We start from the raw sequence: 21,750 nt of genomic DNA, 5'->3' as shown, positions 1-21,750 counted from the left end.
GAGAGAACCAGCGATGTCTTTCTTGGCGAGACTCAGCCTCGCCCACCGCGGCCTGATCGCGTTGGTCGCGGTCGCGATCACCGGTTTCGGGGCCTGGGCCATCCCGTCGTTGAAACAACAGATGCTGCCGGACCTGGAGTTCCCGGCGGTGTTCGTCAGCTCCGCCTACCCGGGCTCCAGCCCGGCCACGGCCGAGCAACAGGTGACCCTGCCGATCGAGCAGGCGGTGCGCGGGGTGGCCGGGGTGAAGAAGGTCACCTCGTTCTCCCGCGCCGGCTCGTCCACCGTGCAGGTGGCGTTCGACTACGGCACGAAGATCGCCGACGCCAGCGGCCACGTCGAGCGGGCGATCAGCCAGGTCCGGGGCAAACTGCCCACCGGCGTCGACCCGCACCTGTTCACCGGCAGCACCTCCGACCTGCCGGTCATCCAGCTCGCCGCCAGCGGTCCGGGCGACCAGCAGCAGTTCGCGCGGAAGCTGCGCCAGGTCGCGCTGCCGGACATCCAGGCCGTCGCCGGCGTGCGCGAGGCGAGCCTGACCGGCGCTCCCGACCCGGTCGTGACGATCACGCCCGACACGGCCAAGCTGGCCCAGGCCGGGTTGGACACCACGTCGCTGGGCGCGTTGCTGAAGGCCAGCGGCCTGCCGCTGCCCGGCGGCACGCTGACCCAGGACGGCAAGTCCTCGACCGTGTCCGTCGGCGGCACGTTCGCCTCGCTCGACGAGATCCGCGACATCTACCTCGCGCCGGTCGCCGGTGTCCCCGGCGCCGGGGGTCAGCGCGGCGGCGCGGCTCCGGCCCCGGTGCGGCTCGGCGACGTCGCGACCGTCTCGGCGAGCGCGGCCGAGTCGACCACGCTGACCAGGACCGACGGCCAGCCGAGCCTGGGGATCGCGGTGACCGCGACGCCGGACGGCAACGCGGTGCGGATCTCGCACGCCGTCAACGACCTGCTGCCCAAGCTGCGGACCGCCCTGGGCGACGGCGCGAAGCTGACGGTGGTCTTCGACCAGGCGCCGTTCGTGGAGCGCTCGGTCGAGGGCCTGACCACCGAGGGCCTGCTCGGCCTGGCCTTCGCGGTGCTGGTCATCCTGGTGTTCCTGATGTCCGTGCGGTCCACGCTGGTCACCGCGGTGTCCATCCCGCTCTCGGTGCTGGTCGCGCTGATCTCGCTGTGGATCGGCGACTTCTCGCTGAACATGCTCACGCTCGGCGCGTTGACGATCGCCGTCGGCCGGGTGGTCGACGACTCGATCGTGGTGCTGGAGAACATCAAGCGGCACCTGGGCTACGGGGAGGACAAGCGGCGCGGCATCCTCACCGCCGTGCGCGAGGTGGCCGGCGCGGTCACGTCCTCGACGCTCACCACGGTCGCGGTGTTCGCCCCGATCGCGGTGGTCGGCGGCATGGTCGGCGCGTTGTTCCGACCCTTCGCGCTGACCGTGACCGTGGCGCTGCTGGCGTCGCTGGTCGTGTCGCTGACCGTCATCCCGGTGCTCGCGTACTGGTTCCTCAAGCCGTCCGCCCGCCCCGGCGAGGACCCCGAGCGGGTGCGGACCGAGGCCGACGAGCGGGAGCGGCGCGGCCTGCTGCAGCGCTCCTATGTCCCCGTCCTCCGCTGGTCGCTGCGGCACCGCGTGGCCACCCTGGCCATCGCCGGCGGCATCTTCGTCGGCACGCTCGCGCTGGTGCCCGGCCTGAAGACCAACTTCCTGGACGACGCCGGGGGCAACACCCTCACGATCAGCCAGCGCATGCCGGTGGGGACCAGCCTGGAGGGCACCGACGCCGCGGCGAAGCGGGTCGAGGAGGCGGTGTCCAAGGTGGACGGTGTGCGGTCCTACCAGGTCACCGTGGGCGGTGGCGGCGGCTTCGGCCCTGGCGGCGGCGACGCCGCGAAGGCCAGCTTCTCCATCACCACCGACCCCGACCGCGACCAGAAGGCGATCGAACGCGCCGTGCGGGACCGGATCGGCAAGCTCCAGGACGTCGGCAAGGTCACCGTGGGCGGTGGCGGCGGGGGTGGCGGCTCCAAGCTGGAGGTCGTCGTCCAGGCCAGGGACGAGGCGGTGCTGCGTTCGGCGGCCGAGCAGGTGCGGGCCGTGGTGGCCGAGACCCCGGGCACGGCGGACGTCACCAGCAACATGGCCGACAACGCGCCGATGGTCGACGTGAAGGTGGACCGGCAGGCGGCGGCCAGGAACGGGCTGACCGAGGCGCAGATCGGCCAGGCGGTCGGCGAGGCCTTCCGCGGCGCCACCGTGAGCAGGGCCGTGCTCGACGGCGTCCAGCAGGACGTGGTGCTGCGGGCGGGGACGGCCCCGGCCAACCTCGACGCCCTGCGGGCCCTCCCGCTGCGCTCCGCGGCCGGCCCGGTGCGCCTGGACGCGGTCGCCCAGGTGAAGCCGACCGCCGGGCCCACGCAGATCAACCGGATCGACGGCGCGCGCAGCGTGACGATCAGCGCCAGCGCGGGCGACAAGGACCTCGGTTCGGTCACCGCCGAGCTCCAGCGGCGGTTGCAGGCGCTGACCCTCCCGGCGGGCGCGAGCTACTCGCTCGGCGGGGCCTCGTCCGACCAGCAGAACGCCTTCGCCGACCTCGGCCTCGCCCTGGTCGTCGCGATCGCCCTGGTGTTCGTGATCATGGTCGCGACGTTCCGCAGCCTGGTGCAGCCGTTGATCCTGCTGGTGTCCATCCCGTTCGCCGCGACCGGCGCCCTCGGGCTGCTGCTGGTCACCGGGACGCCGCTGGGCGTGCCGGCGCTGATCGGGTTGCTGATGCTCATCGGCATCGTCGTGACCAACGCGATCGTCCTGATCGACCTGGTCAACACCTACCGCGCCAGCGGGATGGGCGTCGCCGAGTCGGTGATCGAGGGCGGCCGGCACCGGCTGCGGCCGATCCTGATGACCGCGGTGGCCACGATCTGCGCGCTGGTGCCGATGTCCCTGGGTCTGACCGGGGGCGGCGGCTTCATCTCGCAGCCGCTGGCCGTGGTGGTCATCGGCGGTCTGGTCAGCTCCACGCTGCTCACGCTGGTCGTGGTGCCGGTGCTGTACTCGCTCGTGGAGGGCGCCAAGGAGCGGTCCCGTCGCCGCCGCGACCGGCGGAACCAGCCGCCGGCGGAGGAGACCGTGACCGACGCCAGGGAGGCAGTGCCCTCGGGCGCCTGACCCTGGAACCTGTTGTGGCGCCGGAGTTCCCTGGGGGGAGGGGAACTCCGGCGCCACTTCGTTCTCCCGCCTCGCGCCGTGACCGTCCACTGAGGATGGTCGTCGGAGCGCGGGCGGCTCAGGCGCGCTGGTCGAGCCCGGTCGCGCCGTCCAGCGACTCGCGGATGATGTCCGCGTGGCCCGCGTGCCGGGCGGTCTCCTCGATCAGGTGGTGGAGCACCCACCGCGCCGACCAGTGCGCGCACTCCGGAGCCGCGCACGCCTGACCCAGGTCCTCGACGCCGGCCACGATCTCGGCGGTCTCCTTGGCCGCCGCCTCGTAGGCGTCGAGCAGCGCCGGCACGGTGTCCGCCTCGGTGGGGGCGAACTCCACCTCGCCCCAGCCCTCGATCGGCCACAGCCCGGGCAACGGCCGCCCGGCCAGCCCCGCGACGACCCAGCGCCGCTCGGTGCGGATGACGTGCCGGAGCAGACCGGCCAGGGACAGCGAGCTGGCGCTGGGCGTGGCCCGCGCCTGCTCCTCGGTCAGGCCGTCCAGCGTCGCGCGCAGCGCGACCCGCTGCCGGTCGAGGAAGGCCAGGAGCGCGCTGCGCTCGTCCGGGACAGGGCCGACGAGGTTTGGCATGTCCGCAAGCTTGCCCCATCCCGCCGACAGAACTCGCCCGAACGGCCTAGTCCCGGAGGGATTTCGGACACCTGGTCAGGCGCGGGTCAGCTCGGCGCGCATCTCGTGGAGACGGGCGGTGAGAAGACGGGAGTCGGCGGGCGTGAGCACCACCCAGGGCTGCCGGTGGGGATCGGGACGGAGTTGGGTCAGCCAGCGACCTTCGGTGGTGTCGATGAACGTGACCGGATGCGGGGCGCGGCGACGCTGCCCGAGCCGGTCCCGGACCGCGACGTGGAGTTGTCCGCCACCGGTGCGGGGCAGGGCCAGCACGTTGTGCGCCTGTCCGTTTCCGTCGGAGTCGATCGGTCGGACCTCCTCCAGCCAGTTGTCCGGGTCGGCCGGCGGCTGGGAGAGCTGGTCGGCGGGCGTGCTCAGGGAGCGGCCCCGCGCGGCCGGCACGTCGGGCAGCGCGGAGACCAGGGTCTCCACCAGGGCGGTGGGCCGAACCGGATGCAGCCGCAACTCCTCCCTGGTGAGGACGGCCAGAACCGCGTCACCACCGCGGAGCGCGGCAAGCACCGTGTAGTCCGGCCCCTCGGTCTGGTTGACCCAGGCGTAGACCTCCTCGGCGGGCCGGGCGAGCAGGGACAGGGCCTCGACCAGGTCCTCGTCGATCCGTCCATTGTGGACCAGACCGCTCCGGTCGAGTTCCTGCCACGCCTGGTGTTCCAGAACCGCCCGCTCCTCCTCGGTCGCGCCGGGAGAGGGGGTGTGCAGTGCGTTGGGTTTCTCGTCAAGACCGTGGTGCTGCCAGAGCACGTCGTAGGCCAGCACGGACAGGGCCACGCTCGCGCGCAGCATCAAGTGATCCTCTCGGGCTAGGTCGTGGTGGTGCCGAGTGGCGGTGGGCAGATCAGTTCCTGGGCGGGAACTCGCCGATCACCGGGGGCGCGACCTTCCGGTCATCGCCGTAGACGTCAGGGTCCTCCAGCAAGTAGTCCGGACGCTGGTGTTCCTTGTCCTCTTCCTTGCGCCCCGCACCGGCACCGGGCGCTCCAGCCATCCCGGGGCCACCTCGGTTCGCCGGGTTTCCCTCCGGCATGCCGAGAGGGCGCGCTGTGGAAGGGAAGTTGCCAGCGCCGGTGCTGCCACCGGGACCAAGCGGTCCGGCCTGGCCAGGACCACCGAGGCCCCCTGGCCCGAACCCGGCGGAACCCCGAGGCCCGAAGCCGGCACCAGGTCCACCGCCGGGAAGCCCACGTCCGCCACCGCCAGGACCCCCGGGGTATCCCTGTGGGTTCTGACCGGGCAGACCGCCTCGGATCGGCGTGCGAGGAGGAATCCCACCGGGGTTCCGCAGGCCACCGCCAGGGGGAAGAACCGGGGTCGGCGGAGTCGGCCCCGGGTAGGGCGGCCGAACGCCGCCGTGGTCGCCCGGGCGCCACCCCGGATCAGTGCCACCCTGCCCTGGTTTCCCCCAGGACGGATCGGTCCGCGCGGGCGGCGGGTCCACCACGGCCGGGCCAGGCGGCGGGGGACCAATCGGCCGCACGGACCTCGGGTCGACTGGGGCGAAACGGTCGGAGGACTGCCGATCCACCGAGGTGGTCCGAGTGACGTCGCGCGTGGAATCCACGTTGTGGTCCCGATATCCGGGGTCCACCTGCCTCAAGTCCGACGTGCTCACGTTGGAGTTGATCGAGGGCGGCGGAGTGAACGTCGGCAGCGTGCTGACGTTGTGCTGAGTGACCGTCCCGTAAGTCTCGACAGCCTGCCGGTTCTTGGCCTCGACCGCCTTGCTCGCGCTGACCGCCTTGTCGTAGTCGGTCGTCCACGGCTTGTAGTCGTTCAGAAACGGCTTGTCCGGAAGATCCTGCGGCTTCTCGACCCTGTGCTTGGTGTCGACGAACGCCGACCCCTGGTCCCCGACCCTGCTGGCGACGCCTTCCGTGACCCGCTTGGCTTCCTCCGCCCAGGCTGCCAGCGGAGACATGGCCGCCCCTGCCGCATCGGCCGCTCGGCCCTCCCAGGAGCCCTGGTGCTTGCGCACTGAGCCATCGACCATCTGCTTGATGGCGTCGTACTTCTCGCCGATCTTGCGCCACTGCTCCGAGGTGGGATGGGTCGTCTGGCTGACGTCCTTGCCCTCGTGGAACCAGCGGTAGATCGTGGCCGCGTCCCACCCCGCAGGTCTCGGCGTCCCCGCGATCTTCTCGGCCATCGCTACTTCGCCCCCTTGAGGTTCTCGATCACCAGCGCTGCGGCTTGGTCGCTGATCTTGCAGGCTGAGCTGTAGTCCGGGTGTTTGCGGTCGCCGATTGCGATGGAGGCGGTGATGAGGCGTTCCTCGGCGACCCCAACCAGAGTCACGCAGTCGCCCTGCTTGGGGGCGTCCCGGTAGTCGATGGCTTGGACGGCGGGATAGCCGGCGATAGTGGTGGGCTGGAAGTGCCCGAATTTGTCCCGACGCTGGTAGATGCCCTCCAGGCCGCCTGATTTGGTGTTGATATCAATCCCCACCGTGGTGTCAACCATGGGGTTTGCGGCCACCCACGCGCAGTTCGGTCCGGCGATTGGGTCCTGCTTCTTCGGCTGGCGGTGGTTGCCGAACTGGGCGAGTTGTTCAGGTCGGAGTGCCTGGCAGGGGTCGGCCTCGAACCGTGAGGTGTCCAGGGGAGGTTGACCTAGTGGCGGGGCAAGACGGGAAGACGCAGTCGCGGCGGAGGAGCTGACGGTGGGGTGTGGCGTACCCGCCGTGCTTCCACTGCATGAGACCGCTGCAAGCAGCATGGTGCAAGCCACCGGGACGAGGATGAAACGACGCACAGTCTGTCCTCACGCCCGCATCGTGTTGGCTTGCTCGGCCTGCCGGTAGGTGTCCAGCGACGCCTGAAGGTTATCGATTACGTTCTGGATCGCCTGCCGGTACGCCTTGTTGGCTTGGCCGTGGCAGCCGTCCTCGTCGGAGGCCAGTCGGCTGATCTCCCGGATCGCGAACGCGGTGTGGGGATCACCAGAACCGGGTGCTTCAACGTTTGTCAACCGCTGGGCTTCGAGGTTGACCTCCATCAGCCTGGCGAGAATCTCGGTCAGGTCCCGAATCATGCCTTCGACGTTCTCTGGTGCCACGACCAGCTTCGGGACGCCGCTGTCGGCCGTCATCGCCTCAACACCCCCTGCATCGGGCGCAGCATCGTGCCCACGGCAGCGCCGTGGGCACGATGGCGCGTACACCAACGTGCAAGTACCCCAACAACGCGGGATGTTAGCGGGTGTGCGCGGAGAGTGAGGGCAAGTTGATGATGTTGTGTCGAAGATCGTGGTGAGGGGCGTGGGCCACGGGGGCAGGGGCCCTGGGGCACCGTCTCTACTTGGCCCCCTTGAGGTTCTCGACCACCAGCGCTGCCACCTGGTCGCTGACCTTGCAGGCTGAGGTGTAGTCGGGATTCTTACGGTCCCGAATGTTGGTGTGAGCAATGATGAGACGTTCCTCTGCAACCCCAACCAAGGTGCGACAGTCGCCTTGTTTGGGTGCGTCTCGGGAGTCAATGGCCTGGACGGCGGGGTAGCCTGCGATGGTGGTGGGTTGGAAGTGGCCATAGCCCTCGCGGCGCTGGTAGATGCCTTCCAGGCCACCAGATTTCGTGTTGATGATGATCGCCACCGTGGTGTCCGTCAGCGCGTCTGCGCCTGACCACGCGCAATTGGGTCCGGTCACTGGGTCACGTTTCTTCGACGGGTCGTGTTTGCCGAATTGAGCAAGCTGCTCGGGTCGGAGGGCCTGGCAGGGATCGGCCTCGAAGCGTGAGGTGTCCAGGGGAGGCTGGGCAAGCAGTGGAGCAAGACGCGAGGTCGTGGCCGCAGTAGAAGCGCTGCTACCGGTAGCCCGGGGTGTGCCGGCTGTGCTTCCGCCACACGAGGCGGTGAAAAGCACCATGGCGCAGGCCACGGGGACAAGGATGAGTCGTCGCACAGCCTGTCCTCACGTCCGCATCGTGTTGGCTTGCTCGGCCTGCCGGTAAGTGGCCAGGGACGCTTGCAGGTTGTCGATCACACTCTGAATCGCCTGACGGTACGCCCTGTTGGCTTGGCCGTGGCAGCCATCCTCATCCGAGGCGAGCCGGCTGATCTCTCTTACAGCGAAGGCGGTATGGGGGTCTCCCGAACCCGGAGCCTCCATTTCTTTCAACTCCTGAGCTTCCTGGTCGACCTCTTCCAATTCCTTCAGGACCTCGGTCAGGTCCTTGATCATGCCTTCGACGTTCGCTGGTGCCACGACCAGCTTCGGGACGCCGCTGTCGGCCGACATCGCCTCAACACCCCCTGCATCGAGCGCAGCATCGTGCCCACGGCAGCGCCGTGGGCACGATGGCGCGCACACCAACGTGCAAGTACCCCAACAACGCGGGATGTTAGCGGGTGTGCGCGGAGAGTGAGGGCAAGTTGATGATGTTGTGTCGAAGATCGTGGTGAGGGGCATGGGCCACGGGGGTAGGTGGCCCTGGGGCACCGTCTCTACTTCGCCGCCTTGAGGTTCTCGATCACCAGGGCTGCAGCCTGGTCGCTGACCTTGCAGGCTGAGCTGTAGTCCGGGTGTTTGCGGTCTCGAATCGTGGTGTAAGCAACGACGAGGCGGTCCTCGTTCACCCCGACCAGTGTGACGCAGTTGCCTTGTTTGGGTGCGTCGCGGTAGTCGACGGCTTGGACGGCGGGGTAGCTGGCGACGGTGGTGGGTTGGAAGTGGCCGAATTTGTCGCGGCGGAGGTAGATGCCTTCCAGGCCGCCGGACTTGGTGTTGATAGTGATCGCCACTGTGGTGTCGATCAGCGCGTCGGTGCCTGCCCATGAGCAGTTGGGTCCAGCGATCGGTTCTAGGTTCTTCGGCGGTTCGTGTTTGCCGAATTGAGCAAGCTGCTCTGGTCGGAGGGCCTGGCAGGGGTCGGCTTCGAAGCGTGCGGTGTCGAGGGGAGGCTGGGTCAGGGGAGGGGAGAGCCGTGCGGACGTGTCTGAGGTGATGACGGCGGGAAGTGGCGTGCCGGAGACGGTCTTCACGCAGGAGGGCACGGCCAACGAGACGGCGAAGGCTAACGGGACAAGGACGAGTCGACGCACAGCTTGGCCTCACACGCGAGTAGGCGACGAGAACGTTGGCGATGTCGCGCCAGAGGTACAGGAGAGGGTGGTGGGGTGGCGGAGGGGGTAGGACCCTCCGCCACCCCACCACCTGGGACGGGCGGCGCGCGGTGTTGATGTGTTGGGGTTGCGCGCCGCCCGGGATCGAGGTGCACGGGACCTGTTGGCCACAAGGGGTTCGTGCAGCCGGGACCGGGCACGTCCCCGACGAGATGTGCCCGGTCCGAGGTGCACGAGGCCGGCTCAGGCCTGGGTGGTTTCCTCGGTCTCCTTGGCCTTGGCCATCTTGTTCAGCGCCTCGGTGAACGTGGTGACGCACTTCTTGAGCACGTCGTGGTCGAGGACCAGTTCGAACTCGGAGCTGTTGAACGACACGATGACCGACTCACCGTCGTTGCAGGGGTTGCAGCGGACCTCGGTCCCGCTCTCCACGGACACCCAGGCCCCGATGTCGACCGAAGATTGCCTGTAGCGCACGGTGGTTCCTCCCTTTTCCAGGGCTTTCGGCTCCCTGACAGACATTGCGACGAAGTGGACGTGCCCGCTGGGCACTCGTCACTCTTCGTGCTTGTAGACCATAGGGAGCTACGGGCTAGCTCACTAGTGACCCGATCGGGTGGTCCGTGGTGATGTCGGCTGATCTGCCGGCAGCCGGGCGGCAGGCTTCCGGGCCATGACTCCACGCGGGAACAGCGCCGTGCATCGCCGGTATGTCGCCTACCGACTGAAGAAGCTGCGTGAGGAGGCCGGCTACACGCAGCGGGATGTCGCCAAGCACCTGGACTGCGTCGAGTCCCGGGTCGGCCACTACGAGACCATGCACTCGCTGCCGCGCTGGCCGGTCGTGGAGACGATGCTGCGCCTGTACCAGCGCGAGGACCTGGTCGAGCAGTTCCGCGATCTCCTCGCACAGGCCAAGAAACCGAACCCGTGGGCCGACGCGAAGAGCTTGGTGCAGGACTTCGAGCTGTTCGTGGGCCTGGAACAGGGCGCGAGCACCATCGAGACCTTCACCGTGTCCACGGTCCCTGGCTTGCTTCAGACACGCGCGTATGCCACCGAGGTCCTGAAATCCTCGGTCCCGAAGTTGGTCGATGGCGACCTCTTCCGGGAGATCGAATTGCGGATGGCACGGCAGGAGTTCCTCGCCGAGGCTGAGCCACCCCGGCTCTGGTCGATCCTCGATGAGAGTGCGCTCCGCAGGATGGTTGGTGGCCCTGCGGTGATGGCCAACCAACTGGGGCACCTGCTCAAGATGGCGGAGGAGCCGCACGTCGAGATTCAGGTGCTGCCGCCATCAGCAGGTGCGCACCCAGCTCTGCATGGTCCCTTCACGATTCTCGGGTTCGCGGAGCTGAGCGCGCCGAGGGTTGCCTACGTCGAGAACCAGGTGGCGGGTCGTTGCTACGACGACCCGGAAGTGATCCGCTGGTACACGGAGATCATGAACCAGTTGCGGACGTTGGCGGCTCCACCAGAGGGCAGCCGTGAGATCATCAAGCGGCTTCGAGAGGAGGTCGCGTCACCATGAGCTTCAACCAGGCTGCTCTTTGGCGGAAGTCGAGCTACAGCGGCAACGGTGGCCAGTGTGTCGAGGTCGGGGCTTGGCGGAAGTCCAGCCACAGTGGCAACGGCGGTGACTGCGTCGAGGTCGGAACCTGGCGGAAGTCGAGCTACAGCGCCAATGGAGGCGAGTGTGTCGAGGTCGGAGCGGCGGAGTGCGTCGGGGTGCGTGACACCAAGCAGGCGCACCTTGGTGCGGCTCGGGCTGTTCTGATGGTCGACCGCTCCGTGTTCGTCTCGTTTATCGCGCGCGTGAAGTCCGGCGCACTCGACATCTAGCCGCGTCTTCGGTCCACCTGCGGTTGCGTGCCCTGCTCGCTCTGCTGCTGGCCTGCCCGGCGGGCACGGTGAGGGCGAGCAGGACGCCACTCCGCATCAGTCGGCAGACTGACTGATCTCGATCCCGCCTGCGGCAACTTCTTGGGCCTTCTCCGCCCCTGCCGCGATCCCTTGCGGGGCAACCTCTTCTCGTCTCCCTGTGGCGAACCCGGTGTCGACTCCTGGGCGTCCTCGCGTCGACGGGCGCGGTGAGCTGGGAAAACCGTGGGAAGATGACAGAAGTTAGGCTCGCCTTGCTAGTTCGCGATAGGGTATCGCAAAACGGGGCGGTGGCTGGCGGTCGCTCCGAGACGACGTCGGGTCCACGGCCCGGCGGGAGGAGAAGAGATGGCCGGACCCTCGGAGCAGGCCGCGACGGCCGGTGGTGGCATGGGGCCGTTGGCCGCGATCCTCGCGCCGGAACGGCCCCGGCTCCTGCTGGCGGTGGCGTTGCGGGTCGTCGCCTCGGTCGCGTCCCTCGTCCCGTTCGTGGCGATTTACGAGCTGGCCAGGGAACTTGTCGGTGGGGCTCCGGACAACAGTCGCGTGTGGACGGTCGCGGGTGTGGCCGTGGGCGCCGTGCTGGTCCGCTTCCTCTTCCAGGACCTCGCCGCGAACGTCACGCACGCCGTGGACATGGACATCCAGCTCCGCCTTCGGCGGCGGATGACCGAGCACCTGGGCGCGGTCCCGTTGGGCTGGTTCACCGACAACAACAGCGGCCAGGTGAAGAAGGCGCTCCAGGACGACGTGGAGGCCCTGCACTACGCCGTCGCGCACGCCGTGCTCGACCTCGCCGGGGCGATCGCCGCCCCGATCGCCGCGTTGGTCTACCTCGTCACGGTCGACTGGCGGCTGGCCCTGCTGACCCTCATCACGCTGCCGGTCTACGCGATGTTCCACCGCGCCAAGGAACGCACGGCCGGCGAGCACATGGGCGAGCTGGGCGGGGCGATGGGCCGGATCAACTCCGCCGTCGTGGAGTTCGTCCAGGGCATCGCGGTGGTGAAGACCTTCGGTCAGGCCCGCCGGGCGCACGACACCTTCGCCCAGGCCGCCGACGACTACATGAACACCTTCGGCCGGGTGGTGCGGCCGATCCTGCGGCTGGAGGCGGTCAGCTCCGCGATCGTCGCGCCGGCGGTCATGCTGCTCGTCGTCGCCGTCGAGGGCGCCGTGTTCGCCGGGCTGGGCTGGGTCCAGCCGGTGGACGTGCTGCCGTTCCTGTTGCTGGGCCTCGGTCTGACCGCGCCGCTCGGGCACCTGGCCTACTTCGTGCAGAACTTCATGTCCGCGGTGGCGGCGGCGAAGAGCATCCACGAGGTGCTGGACACCCCGCCGCTGGCCGCGCCGGAGAAGCCCGGCCTGCCGGACGGGCACCGCGTCGAGTTCGTCGACGTCGCCTTCAGCTACGACGGCGAGAACCAGGTGCTCGACGGCGTGACCGCGACCCTGGAGCCGGGCACGGTCACGGCCGTCGTCGGCCCGTCCGGCTCCGGGAAGTCCACACTGGCCAAACTGCTGCCCCGGTTCTACGACGTCACCGGGGGAAGCGTCCGCATCGGCGGCGTGGACGTGCGCGAGGTGCCCGCCGACCAGCTCTACCGGCAGGTCGGCTTCGTCCTCCAGGACGTGCAGCTCCTGCGGGCCAGCCTGCTCGACAACATCCGGCTCGGCCGGCCCGGGGCCACGCTCGACGAGGTGCGCGCGGTCGCCCGCGCCGCCCAGATCGACGCCCGGCTGACGGCCCTGCCGAGGGGTTACGACTCGGTGGTCGGCGAGGACGCGCACCTGTCCGGCGGCGAGGCGCAGCGGGTGTCCATCGCGCGGGCGCTGCTCGCCGACACCCCGGTCCTCGTGCTCGACGAGGCCACCGCGTACGCCGACCCCGAGTCGGAGGCGGCGATCCAGGACGCGTTGTCGGAGCTGGTGGCCGGCCGCACGGTGCTGGTGATCGCGCACCGGCTGTCCACGATCGTCGACGCCGACCAGATCGTGGTGCTCGACGGCGGCCGGGTGGTGGAGCGCGGTCGCCACGAGGAGCTGATCGCGGCGGAGGGCCGCTACCACCAGATGTGGCGGGCGTACCAGAGCGCGGTCCCCGGCGGGACGGACGAGACCTCGGCGCGCGTGCTCGTGCCGCACGGCCACGGAGAGGTGCAGTGATGATCCGTCAGCTCCTGCGGGTGGTGGGCGACGACTACCGCGCGCCGATCCACCGTTTCCTCACCTCCGTGGTCTGCTACGCGGTCTTGCAGGGCGTGACCTTCGTCCTGCTCGTGCCGGTGCTGCGTCCGTTGCTGCGCGGTGACGTCGCCGGGGCGTGGCCCTGGCTCGGCGCGCTCGCCGTCGCGACGGCGGCCACCGTGGTCGCGTACTACGTGCAGTCCCTCCAGGGGTTCCGGGTCGGCCTGGAGGCCGCGAACCAGCTCTACCACCGCATCGGCGACCACCTGGCCACGCTGCCGCTGGGCTGGTTCTCCGGCGGCCGGGTCGGGCGGATGGCCAAGCTGGCCAGCAGTGGCGTCCGGGAGATCACCGGTCTGTTCGCCCACCAGCTCCAGCCCCTGCTCAGCGGGATCGTCACCCCGCTGACCGTGGTGCTCGCGATGTTCCTGTTCGACTGGCGGCTGGCGACGGCGATGCTCGTCGCGGCCCCGGTGCTGTACCTGGTGCACCGCTGGTCCGTCGGCATGGTGGCGCGGGCGGACCAGGCGATGGACGAGGCCGTCGCCGAGGCCAACGACCGCATCGTGGAGTTCGCCCGGTTCCAGCCGACCCTGCGGGCGTTCGGCCGGGTGGGCGCCGACCACGCCGCGCTGGAGGAGGCGATGCGGACGCAGGACCGCGTCGCCCGGCGGTACGCCCGGCGCATGGCGCCCGGCAAGGCGGTCTTCACCGTGGCCGTGCAGCTCGCGGTCGCGGTGGCCGTCGTGTTCGGCGCGGACCTCGCCCTGGGCGGCGCGGTCGACGTCGCCGAGCTGATCGCGCTGCTGGTGCTGGTCGTGCGGTTCGCCGAGCCGATCGTGGAGGTCGGTGAGCTGGGTAGCGTGCTGCGGTCGACCCGCGCCAGCCTGGAGCGGATGGACGAGGTGCTGTCCACGCCGCCGTTGCCCGAGCCCGCCCAGCCGCTCCAGCCGAAGGGCTCGGACATCGAGCTGGCCGACGTGCGGTTCTCCTACGAGGGCGCGGCCGGCCGGCCGGTGCTGGACGGGGTCAGCTTCCGCGTCCCGGCCGGCACGATGACCGCGCTGGTCGGCCCGTCCGGCTCCGGCAAGACCACGGTCACCCGGCTGATCGCCCGGTTCTGGGACGTCGACTCCGGCAGCGTGCGGGTCGGCGGGGTGGACGTCCGCGAGCTGGGCTCGGAGAGCCTGGTGGCCCAGCTCGCGATGGTGTTCCAGGACGTCTACCTGTTCGACGCCACGATCGCGGAGAACATCCGGGTCGGCCGGCCCGCCGCGACCGACGACGAGGTGCGCGAGGCCGCGCGGCTGGCCGGCGTGGACGAGATCGTGCATCGGCTGCCCCAGGGCTGGGACACCCGGGTCGGCGAGGGCGGCGCGGCGCTGTCCGGCGGCGAGCGGCAGCGGGTGTCGCTGGCCAGGGCGATCCTCAAGGACGCCCCGATCGTCCTGCTCGACGAGGCCACCGCCGCGCTGGACCCGCAGAACGAGGCGGCGGTGCAGCAGGCGTTGGGCCGGATGGCTGACCGCACGATGCTGGTGATCGCGCACCGGTTGCAGACGGTGGTCGCCGCCGACCAGATCGTCGTGCTCGACAGCCGGGGGCGGGTCGCCGAGGTGGGCACCCACGACGAGCTGCTGGCCAGGGACGGGCAGTACGCGGCGTTCTGGCGCGAGCGCTCCCGGGCCGGCACCTGGCGGTTGCGCGGCGACCGGAGCCCCAGCCCCGTCGGCGGCGGGTCGGTGACACCGGTCGCGTAGTCGACGTCGGAGGATCGCGTCATGAGCGAGCGCGAGGCAGTCCCTCCGTCCACGCCGTCCCCCAGGCGGCGTCCTGCCCGCCCGGGGCGTGCCGCCCCCACGCCCCGGGCCGGGCGTCCTCCGCTCGTCGACCGGGACGCGATCATCGACGCCGCGATCGCCGTCGGGTTCGACCGCATCACCTCGGTGGCGGTGGCGGAGCGGCTGGGCGTGCGGCAGTCCACGCTGTACCGGCACGTGGCGACGAGGGACGAGCTGGTGGCCGCCGCGGTCGACCGGGTCGTGGAGAAGGCGTGCTGGCCGGTGGCCGGCGACGACTGGCGGGCCTACCTGCTCGCGGCGGGCGACGCGTTGTGGCGGCTGTTCGCCGCGCACCCCGGCCTCGCCGAGGAGGTCATGACCGCGCGGGTCCCGCTGACCGCCACCGTCCGGCGGTTCGACCGGATGGCGGTGGACCTGCTCGGCATGGGGTTCGACCCGCACGAGGCGGTGCTCGCCGTCGACCTGGTCTGGGACCTGGCCACGGAGATGGCGGTCAGCGCGCGGCGCCGGGCCGCCGGCGCCGACCCGGAGTCCTGGGTGGACCGGTTGGACCCCCGGCTGCGGGAGCCGGTGCGCCACGCCCTCGCCGGGCCGAGGGAGTGGTTCCTCCGCAAGCTGGAGCTCGCCGTGGACGGCTGCCGCCTCCGGGTCGAGGCGAAAGCGACCGACGAACCGGAAGCGGGGTGAGGAAAAACTTCGCACAAATACGAAAGTTTTTTGACAGGATTATTTACCGGTGTGCCTGATCACTTTCCCGCGCGCCTATTCGTCGGGCGGCCGTCCGGTGTCGTCGTAGTTGCTTTTTCATGCTTTCGTCCGCGGCCCGTCAGGGCGGTGGAACCTATTGCCGACAAGCGAACGATGGTCGCTGTCGCCCGTTTGGGCGAACCCCTGGAAGAGTGATTTCGGAATCTGGCTCCGGCTCGCTCGCCGGTGGTATACAGATGGCATGGACGTGCTTGAGGGGCTGGCCGAGGGGCTCACGTCGGAAGGGCTCCGTTCCGCGGTCGCGGAACTTCTGGGAGTGGCTCGGGAGGAGATCGCCGACGACGACAACCTCTTCGAACTCGGACTGGACTCGGTCCGGATGATGGTTCTGGTGAACGGGCTCCAACAACACGGGGTCGAACTGCAGTTCGTGGAGCTCGCCGAGCGGCCGACGCTCGCCGAGTGGTGGCGGCTCGTCGAAGGGGCGCCGCGCGCGGACGGCTGAGGGCCGTCCGGAGAACGACCACCGGGATGGGACCCGGACCGGTTCCTGGGGCGGGAACGGTCCGCGGCACCGGGGATTCAGCCGGGTGATGCGCCGCCGGTTTCGCGCGTTGGTTTCGCGCGGCCGCCGCACGCCCGACGCCGACTGACGGCCTAATGAACGGCACCAGTGAACGGCACTGACGAGCGCATGACTGAATGACGGCGGTGTGGGGACGACGCCGTCGCGGGCGGTTATTTCTTGGGGCGCCGCTCCGCGTGCTTCACGCAGCAATTTGTTTCCACGACGTCGTGGGGTGGTTTTCCGTCGCCGTCGCGCGCCGTGGGACTTCGCCAATTCATCTCTTCGCGCGGTCGCCACACCGGGTCCCGGCACCGTGAATCGGTGCGCGTCGCCCGCGTGGCGCGACCCCGCTCGGGTCGACGCGGCCCGTGCGCGTGTTCGCGGATCGTCGATTTCTGGGGAGAGTGACGATTCATGGTCCATGCCGGACCGACTGGGACCGGTGTCGGTGGTGAGCGGTTCGCGCCGTTCCCGCTGACCGACACCCAGCAGGCGTACGTCCTGGGGCGGACGGACGTCTTCGAGCTGGGCAACGTCTCCACGCACGAGTACGTGGAGCTGGAGGGCGAGCTGGATCTCGCCCGGTTCGACGCCGCGTGGCGGCGAGTGATCGACCGGCACGACATGCTGCGCGCCGTCGTGCTGCCCGACACCCACCAACAGCGGGTGCTGGCGGACGTGCCACCGTTCTCGGTGGAGGTGGTCGACCTGCGCGGACGGCCGCCCGAGGAGGTGCGGGCCGGCCTGGACGCGCTGCGCGAGCGGCTGTCGCACGAGGTTCGGCCGGTGGACCGGTGGCCGCTGTTCTCGGTGGTGGCCGCCCGCCTCGACGACCGGCGCTGCCGGGTGTACCTGAGCTTCGACGCGCTGGTCACCGACGCCGCGAGCTTCCGGCTGATGATGACCGACCTGTCCCGGTACTACGAGGACCCGGACGTCGAGCTCCCGCCGCTGGAGCTGACCTTCCGCGACTACGTGCTCGCGGAGGAGGCCGCCCGCGACTCCGCCGCGCACCGCAGGGCCGAGGAGTACTGGGCGGCCCGGCTGCCCGAGCTGCCGGACGCGCCGCGGCTGCCGCTGGCGAAGGACCCGGGTTCGGTGACGCACCCGAGGTTCGTCCGGTGGGACACCACTGTGGACAAGGATCGATGGTCGGCGCTGAAAGCCAGGGCGGCGCAGGCCCGGCTCACCCCGACCGGTCTGCTGATCGCCGCGTTCGCCGAGGTCCTGACCCGGTGGAGCCGCGGGGCGCACTTCACGATCAACGTCCCGCGGATGAACCGGTTCCCGGTGCACCCGCAGGTGGACGAGGTGGTCGGCGAGTTCGCGTCGTTCACCCTGGTCGAGGTCGACAACCGGGAGCCGGGCTCGTTCGAGGACCGCGCGCGGCGCGTCCAGCGCCAGCTCTGGCGGGACCTCCAGCACCAGCAGGTCAGCGGGGTGCGGCTGCTGCGCGAGCTGAGCCGGCTACACGGCGCGACCGAGGGCGCGCGGATGCCCGTCGTGCTCACCAGCACGCTGGCCTTCGCCGGGGGCGAGCCCACCTTCCTGGACCGGCAGCTCCCGCAGGTCTTCGGTGTCTCGCAGACCCCGCAGGTGTACTTCGACGTCCAGGTCGACGAGCGGCAGGGCGAACTGCACCTCAACTGGGACGTCGTCGCGGAGCTGTTCCCCGACGGCGTCGTCGACGACATGTTCGCGGCGTTCCGCGGTCTGCTGTCCCGGCTGGCCACCGACGAGGCCGCGTGGGCGGCGTCGGACCTGGAACTGCTGCCGCCCGAGCAGGCGCGGCGGTGGGCCGGGGACAACGGGGTGCGGCGGGAGATCCCCGACGTGCTCGTGCAGAGCCTGTTCCAGGAGCAGGTCGAGCGGCGGCCGGACCACCCGGCCGTCATCGCCGCCGACCGCACGCTCACCTTCCGGGAGCTTCACGACACGGCGATGCGCGTGGGCCACTGGCTGCACGGGCACGGGCACGGGCACGGGCACGGACATGGGCACGGCGCCGGCCGCGACCGGCTGGTCGCGATCGTCATGGAGAAGGGCTGGGAGCAGGCCGTCGCGGCCTACGGCGTGCTGTTCGCCGGCGCCGCCTACCTGCCGATCGACGCGGCCGCGCCGTCGGCCCGGGTCCGCGACATCCTGGAGCAGGGCCGGGTCGACCTGGTGCTGACCCAGACCCGGGTTCGCGAGCGGCTGGACTGGCCGGACGGGCTGACCTTCCTCGACGTGGACCAGCCGCTGCCGGCGGAGCTGCCCGCCGAGCCGCTGCCGGCCACCGCCGAGCCGGGCGACCTGGCCTACGTGTTGTTCACCTCCGGCTCCACCGGCCGCCCCAAGGGCGTGATGATCGAGCACCGCGGCCTGGTGAACTGCCTGGTGGAGACGATCCGCGAGTTCGGGATCGGACCGGAGGACCGGTGCGTCGCGCTCACCGCGCTGCACCACGACATGTCGTTGTTCGACCTGTTCGGCGTGCTCGGCGCCGGGGGAACCGTGGTCGTGCCGGACGCCGACGGCACGCGCGACGCCACGCACTGGGCGGAGCTGATCCACCGGCACGGCGTGACCGTGTGGAACTCGGTGCCGGCCATGATGGAGATGCTGCTCACCGACCTGGGCGACCGGGCGGAGCTGATCTCCTCGCTGCGCCTGGCGCTGCTGGGCGGCGACTGGATCCCGCTGGCCGTGCCGAGGACGTTGACCCGGCTCGGGACCGGGATCGAGGTGGTCAGCGTCGGCGGGCCGACCGAGACCACGTTGTGGAACATCTGGCACCGGATCGGGGAGATCGACCCGGAGTGGCGCAGCGTGCCCTACGGCAAGCCGATCGCCAACACCAGCTATTACGTCCTCAACGAGCGGCTGGAGGCGTGTCCGGACTGGGTCACCGGGACGATGTACTGCGCCGGTCCCGGTGTGGCGAGGGGCTACTGGGGGGACGAGGAGCGGACGGCGGCGGCGTTCCTGACGCACCCGGGGACCGGGGAGCGGCTGTACCGCACCGGCGACCTCGGCCGGTACCGGCCCGACGGGACGATCGAGTTCGTCGGCCGCGCGGACTTCCAGGTCAAGATCCGCGGCCAGCGGATCGAGCTGGGCGAGGTCGAGACCGCGTTGGGCAGCCACCCCGCGGTGGGCATCGCGGTCGCGCGGGCCGTCGAGCACGGGGACCGGAAGGGCTACCAGGCGCTGGTCGCGTACGTGACGGCGGCCGCCGGCCACGACGCGCCCGACGCGACCGAGCTGCGCGAGCACGTGCGGGCGCTGCTGCCGGAGCACATGGTGCCGGCGTCGGTGACCGTGCTCGACCGGATGCCGTTGACCCCCAACGGAAAGGTGGACCGGTCGGCGCTGCCCGACCCGGGGGTGGGCACGTCCACCTGGGGTGATCAGTCCACTGTGGACGGAGACGGCGAACCCCGCTCGGCGCTGGAGGAGGTCGTCGCCTCGGTCTGGGCCGAGCGGCTCGGCCTGGACCACGTCGGCGTGCACGAGGAGTTCTTCGCCATCGGCGGCGACTCGATCGCCGCGACCGGGATCGTCAAGGCGCTCCGGGAGATCTTCGAGGACGCGGAGATCTCGCTGCGCATGGTGTTCGGCTCGCCGACGGTCGCCGGGATGGCGGCGGCCATGACCGAGGCCGAGTCCGAGCGGGGCGGCCTTGAGGAGATCGCGCGGTACCACCAGGAAATCGAGCGGCTGTCCCCCGAGGAACTGGCGGCGCTGCTCGCCGAGGAGTCCGACGACAACGGCGTGGAGCGGTGATCCGGGGCCGGTTCGCACCGCCCAGCGCCGAACCCCTGCCGGGGGACTGATCCCCGGCGGGAACTGGAGGGGGCAAAGACATGGTCAACTTACGTTCCGAGGACGTGGATCAGGGACCACCGGCGGTCGGCGCGGGCGGCACGACGGTGGCGGAGCGGTTGCCCGCCCCGACGTCGCTGGCCGAGCTGCTGCCGGTGACCGACACCGCGGCGGCGACGGTCCTCGCCGGGCGGGAGGCCGTGCGCCAGGTGCTGGACGGCGTCGACGAGCGGCTGCTCGTCTTCGTGGGGCCGTGCTCGGTCCACGACGTCGACTCCGCCCTGGCCTACGCGAAGGTGTTGCGCGGCGCCGCCGACGAGCTCGCCGACGACCTCGTCGTGGTCATGCGGACCTACTTCGAGAAGCCGAGGACCGTGCTCGGCTGGCCGGGGCTGCTCGTCGACCCCGGTCTGGACGGCGGGTACGCCGTCGAGGACGGCCTGCGCCGGGCGCGGGCGCTGCTGGTGGAGATCTCCGAGCTCGGCCTGCCCACGGCGTGCGAGTGGCTCAGCCCGATCAGCCCCGGCTACCTGGGGGACCTGGTGTCCTGGGCGGCGATCGGCGCGCGCACCGTGGAGAGCCAGGTGCACCGGCAGCTCGCCAGCGGCCTGCCGATGCCGGTGGGCATGAAGAACGGCACGAGCGGCTCGGTCCAGGTGGCCGTGGACGCCGTGCGGTCCGCCGCCGCATCGCACGCCTACCTGGGCGTCGAGGACGGCGGCGCGGTCGCGGTGCTGCGCACCAGCGGCAACGAGCACTGCCACGTCGTGCTGCGGGGCGGCGCGGACGGTCCGAACTACGGCGCGGAGCACGTGCACGACGTGGTGCGCCGCCTCCGCGCGGCGGGCCTGCCGGAACGGCTGGTGGTGGACGCCAGCCACGGCAACAGCGGGAAGTGCCACGAACGGCAGCGCGTGGTGGCCGAGGAACTCGCCGAGCAGATCGCGGAGGGCCAGCTCGCGATCCGGGGCGTGGCGCTGGAGAGCTTCCTGGAGCCGGGCCGCCAGGACATCGCGCCCGGCCGCGCGCTGACGTTCGGCCAGAGCGTCACCGACGCCTGCATGGGCTGGGACGTGTCCGTCGACGTGCTCCGCACGTTGGCCGAGGCCGCACGCGCCAGGAGGCACAGCGCGGACCTCGTGCCCGCGCGGGTCTGACCCGACCGGGGTGGGCCGGGGCCCGTCCCGGTCCACCCCGACACCCGAACGACGCCGACCAGGCGCTTCTCCTCCGCCGTACGACGACACGCGACCGAGGAGCGGTCCGCCGTGCGCACGACGTCGCACCGCGCGGACACGAGGACCGATCACAGGACTCGCGTGCGCTCGCACGCGACGAGGACCAGCAGGTGTTCGTGGTGCTTCCTGGCGCTTCCCCGCCGTGGTCACCACCGGTGCGGATGTCCCGCAGAACGGAGCAGCAACGTCGTGTCCCTTGATGTCGCCGCCATCCCGACCGAGCGAGACCTTCTCGCCGAGTACCGGACGGGAACAGCGTTCTTCGCCTCGCCGCGTCACACCCTCCTCGCGGAGGGCGCGGTGACCACGGTTGCGCCGGCCAGCGGCGCGGACGAGCTGGCCGACCTCCCGGTTCGCGTCGTCGCCGCGCTGCGCGCGGCGGCGGAGGCCGGCCACGAAAGCCCGGTCGTCATCGGCGCCGTGCCGTTCGACCACGGCCAGCCGGCTCATCTCGTGGTGCCACACCGTTTCCGCCGCACCGAACCGATCTCCGTCAACATGTCCATTGTGGACGATCGCGCTCCGGCGTTGGACTTCGACGTTCGACCGGTGCCGGAGCCGGAGGCACATCTGTCGGCGGTGGCGCGGGCGGTGGCGCGGATGCGGTCCGGTGAGTTCGAGAAGGTGGTGTTGGCGCGGTC

General features: G+C 70.6%; 19 protein-coding genes and 1 pseudogene. 11 read left to right on the top strand and 9 right to left on the bottom strand.

The window, feature by feature from the left end:
* Window positions 1-13 precede the first annotated feature (13 nt).
* A complete protein-coding gene (locus tag BUE43_RS26790; RefSeq protein ID WP_073488568.1) occupies window positions 14-3,178 on the top strand; it encodes an efflux RND transporter permease subunit in 3,165 nt (1,054 codons plus the stop codon).
* A gap of 118 nt (window positions 3,179-3,296) precedes the next feature.
* Here BUE43_RS26790 and BUE43_RS26785 read toward each other — a convergent pair whose 3' ends face one another.
* The 3 genes from BUE43_RS26785 to BUE43_RS34395 all read right to left on the bottom strand — a co-directional run bounded on the left by BUE43_RS26785 (window position 3,297) and on the right by BUE43_RS34395 (window position 4,848).
* Window positions 3,297-3,803: a DinB family protein gene (locus tag BUE43_RS26785; protein WP_073488565.1), complete on the bottom strand. Its 507-nt coding sequence runs from the start codon at window positions 3,801-3,803 to the stop codon at window positions 3,297-3,299.
* Between the two features lie 75 nt (window positions 3,804-3,878).
* Window positions 3,879-4,646 carry an ESX secretion-associated protein EspG gene (locus BUE43_RS26780; protein WP_073488563.1) on the bottom strand — a complete coding sequence of 256 codons (768 nt, stop codon included), beginning with the start codon at window positions 4,644-4,646 and terminating at the stop codon, window positions 3,879-3,881.
* Between the two features lie 52 nt (window positions 4,647-4,698).
* Complete coding sequence (locus BUE43_RS34395) at window positions 4,699-4,848, bottom strand: hypothetical protein (RefSeq protein ID WP_159447791.1); 150 nt, start codon at window positions 4,846-4,848, stop codon at window positions 4,699-4,701.
* 550 nt (window positions 4,849-5,398) lie between these two features.
* Here BUE43_RS34395 and BUE43_RS35685 point away from each other — a divergent pair.
* On the top strand, window positions 5,399-5,530 hold the full coding sequence (locus BUE43_RS35685; RefSeq protein WP_268844448.1) for a hypothetical protein: 132 nt from the start codon (window positions 5,399-5,401) through the stop codon (window positions 5,528-5,530).
* Window positions 5,531-6,008: 478 nt separating this feature from the next.
* On the opposite strand, the gene BUE43_RS26770 is transcribed toward BUE43_RS35685, so the two are convergent.
* From BUE43_RS26770 to BUE43_RS26745, 6 genes are all read right to left on the bottom strand, one after another.
* Window positions 6,009-6,611, bottom strand: coding sequence for a DUF3558 domain-containing protein (locus BUE43_RS26770; RefSeq protein WP_073488559.1), 603 nt, complete (start codon window positions 6,609-6,611; stop codon window positions 6,009-6,011).
* A 9-nt stretch (window positions 6,612-6,620) separates the two neighbouring features.
* The gene (locus BUE43_RS26765; RefSeq protein WP_073488557.1) at window positions 6,621-6,947 is read right to left on the bottom strand and encodes a hypothetical protein; all 327 of its coding nucleotides are present in this window, start codon (window positions 6,945-6,947) and stop codon (window positions 6,621-6,623) included.
* Window positions 6,948-7,152: 205 nt separating this feature from the next.
* The gene (locus BUE43_RS26760; RefSeq protein ID WP_234995958.1) at window positions 7,153-7,722 is read right to left on the bottom strand and encodes a DUF3558 domain-containing protein; all 570 of its coding nucleotides are present in this window, start codon (window positions 7,720-7,722) and stop codon (window positions 7,153-7,155) included.
* 45 nt (window positions 7,723-7,767) lie between these two features.
* A complete protein-coding gene (locus BUE43_RS26755; protein ID WP_073488553.1) occupies window positions 7,768-8,094 on the bottom strand; it encodes a hypothetical protein in 327 nt (108 codons plus the stop codon).
* A gap of 206 nt (window positions 8,095-8,300) precedes the next feature.
* Complete coding sequence (locus BUE43_RS26750; protein WP_268844449.1) at window positions 8,301-8,849, bottom strand: DUF3558 domain-containing protein; 549 nt, start codon at window positions 8,847-8,849, stop codon at window positions 8,301-8,303.
* A gap of 312 nt (window positions 8,850-9,161) precedes the next feature.
* The gene (locus BUE43_RS26745) at window positions 9,162-9,395 is read right to left on the bottom strand and encodes a hypothetical protein (RefSeq protein ID WP_073488548.1); all 234 of its coding nucleotides are present in this window, start codon (window positions 9,393-9,395) and stop codon (window positions 9,162-9,164) included.
* A gap of 196 nt (window positions 9,396-9,591) precedes the next feature.
* Between BUE43_RS26745 and BUE43_RS26740 the strand changes: the two genes are divergently transcribed.
* From BUE43_RS26740 to BUE43_RS26700, 9 genes and pseudogenes are all read left to right on the top strand, one after another.
* Complete coding sequence (locus tag BUE43_RS26740) at window positions 9,592-10,449, top strand: helix-turn-helix domain-containing protein (RefSeq protein WP_073488545.1); 858 nt, start codon at window positions 9,592-9,594, stop codon at window positions 10,447-10,449.
* A complete protein-coding gene (locus BUE43_RS26735; protein ID WP_073488543.1) occupies window positions 10,446-10,760 on the top strand; it encodes a DUF397 domain-containing protein in 315 nt (104 codons plus the stop codon). The genes BUE43_RS26740 and BUE43_RS26735 overlap by 4 nt, the downstream gene beginning before the upstream one ends.
* 387 nt (window positions 10,761-11,147) lie before the next feature.
* On the top strand, window positions 11,148-12,965 hold the full coding sequence (locus tag BUE43_RS26730; RefSeq protein ID WP_073488541.1) for an ABC transporter ATP-binding protein: 1,818 nt from the start codon (window positions 11,148-11,150) through the stop codon (window positions 12,963-12,965).
* Complete coding sequence (locus tag BUE43_RS26725; protein WP_073488539.1) at window positions 12,965-14,746, top strand: ABC transporter ATP-binding protein; 1,782 nt, start codon at window positions 12,965-12,967, stop codon at window positions 14,744-14,746. Before BUE43_RS26730 ends, BUE43_RS26725 begins: the two co-directional genes overlap by 1 nt.
* Before the next feature lie 21 nt (window positions 14,747-14,767).
* On the top strand, window positions 14,768-15,475 hold the full coding sequence (locus BUE43_RS26720; RefSeq protein ID WP_083960199.1) for a TetR/AcrR family transcriptional regulator: 708 nt from the start codon (window positions 14,768-14,770) through the stop codon (window positions 15,473-15,475).
* A 262-nt stretch (window positions 15,476-15,737) separates the two neighbouring features.
* The gene (locus BUE43_RS26715; RefSeq protein ID WP_073488537.1) at window positions 15,738-16,001 is read left to right on the top strand and encodes a phosphopantetheine-binding protein; all 264 of its coding nucleotides are present in this window, start codon (window positions 15,738-15,740) and stop codon (window positions 15,999-16,001) included.
* A gap of 477 nt (window positions 16,002-16,478) precedes the next feature.
* Window positions 16,479-19,832 carry a non-ribosomal peptide synthetase gene (locus BUE43_RS26710; protein WP_073488535.1) on the top strand — a complete coding sequence of 1,118 codons (3,354 nt, stop codon included), beginning with the start codon at window positions 16,479-16,481 and terminating at the stop codon, window positions 19,830-19,832.
* Between the two features lie 104 nt (window positions 19,833-19,936).
* The gene (locus BUE43_RS26705) at window positions 19,937-21,028 is read left to right on the top strand and encodes a 3-deoxy-7-phosphoheptulonate synthase (RefSeq protein ID WP_073488728.1); all 1,092 of its coding nucleotides are present in this window, start codon (window positions 19,937-19,939) and stop codon (window positions 21,026-21,028) included.
* A gap of 270 nt (window positions 21,029-21,298) precedes the next feature.
* Window positions 21,299-21,750, top strand: a pseudogene (locus BUE43_RS26700) (isochorismate synthase); the annotation flags it as partial.

Origin of the sequence: Streptoalloteichus hindustanus, from assembly GCF_900129375.1 — a bacterium.
Lineage (GTDB): Bacteria > Actinomycetota > Actinomycetes > Mycobacteriales > Pseudonocardiaceae > Streptoalloteichus > Streptoalloteichus hindustanus.
This window is presented reverse-complemented; position numbering and strand designations above follow the sequence as displayed.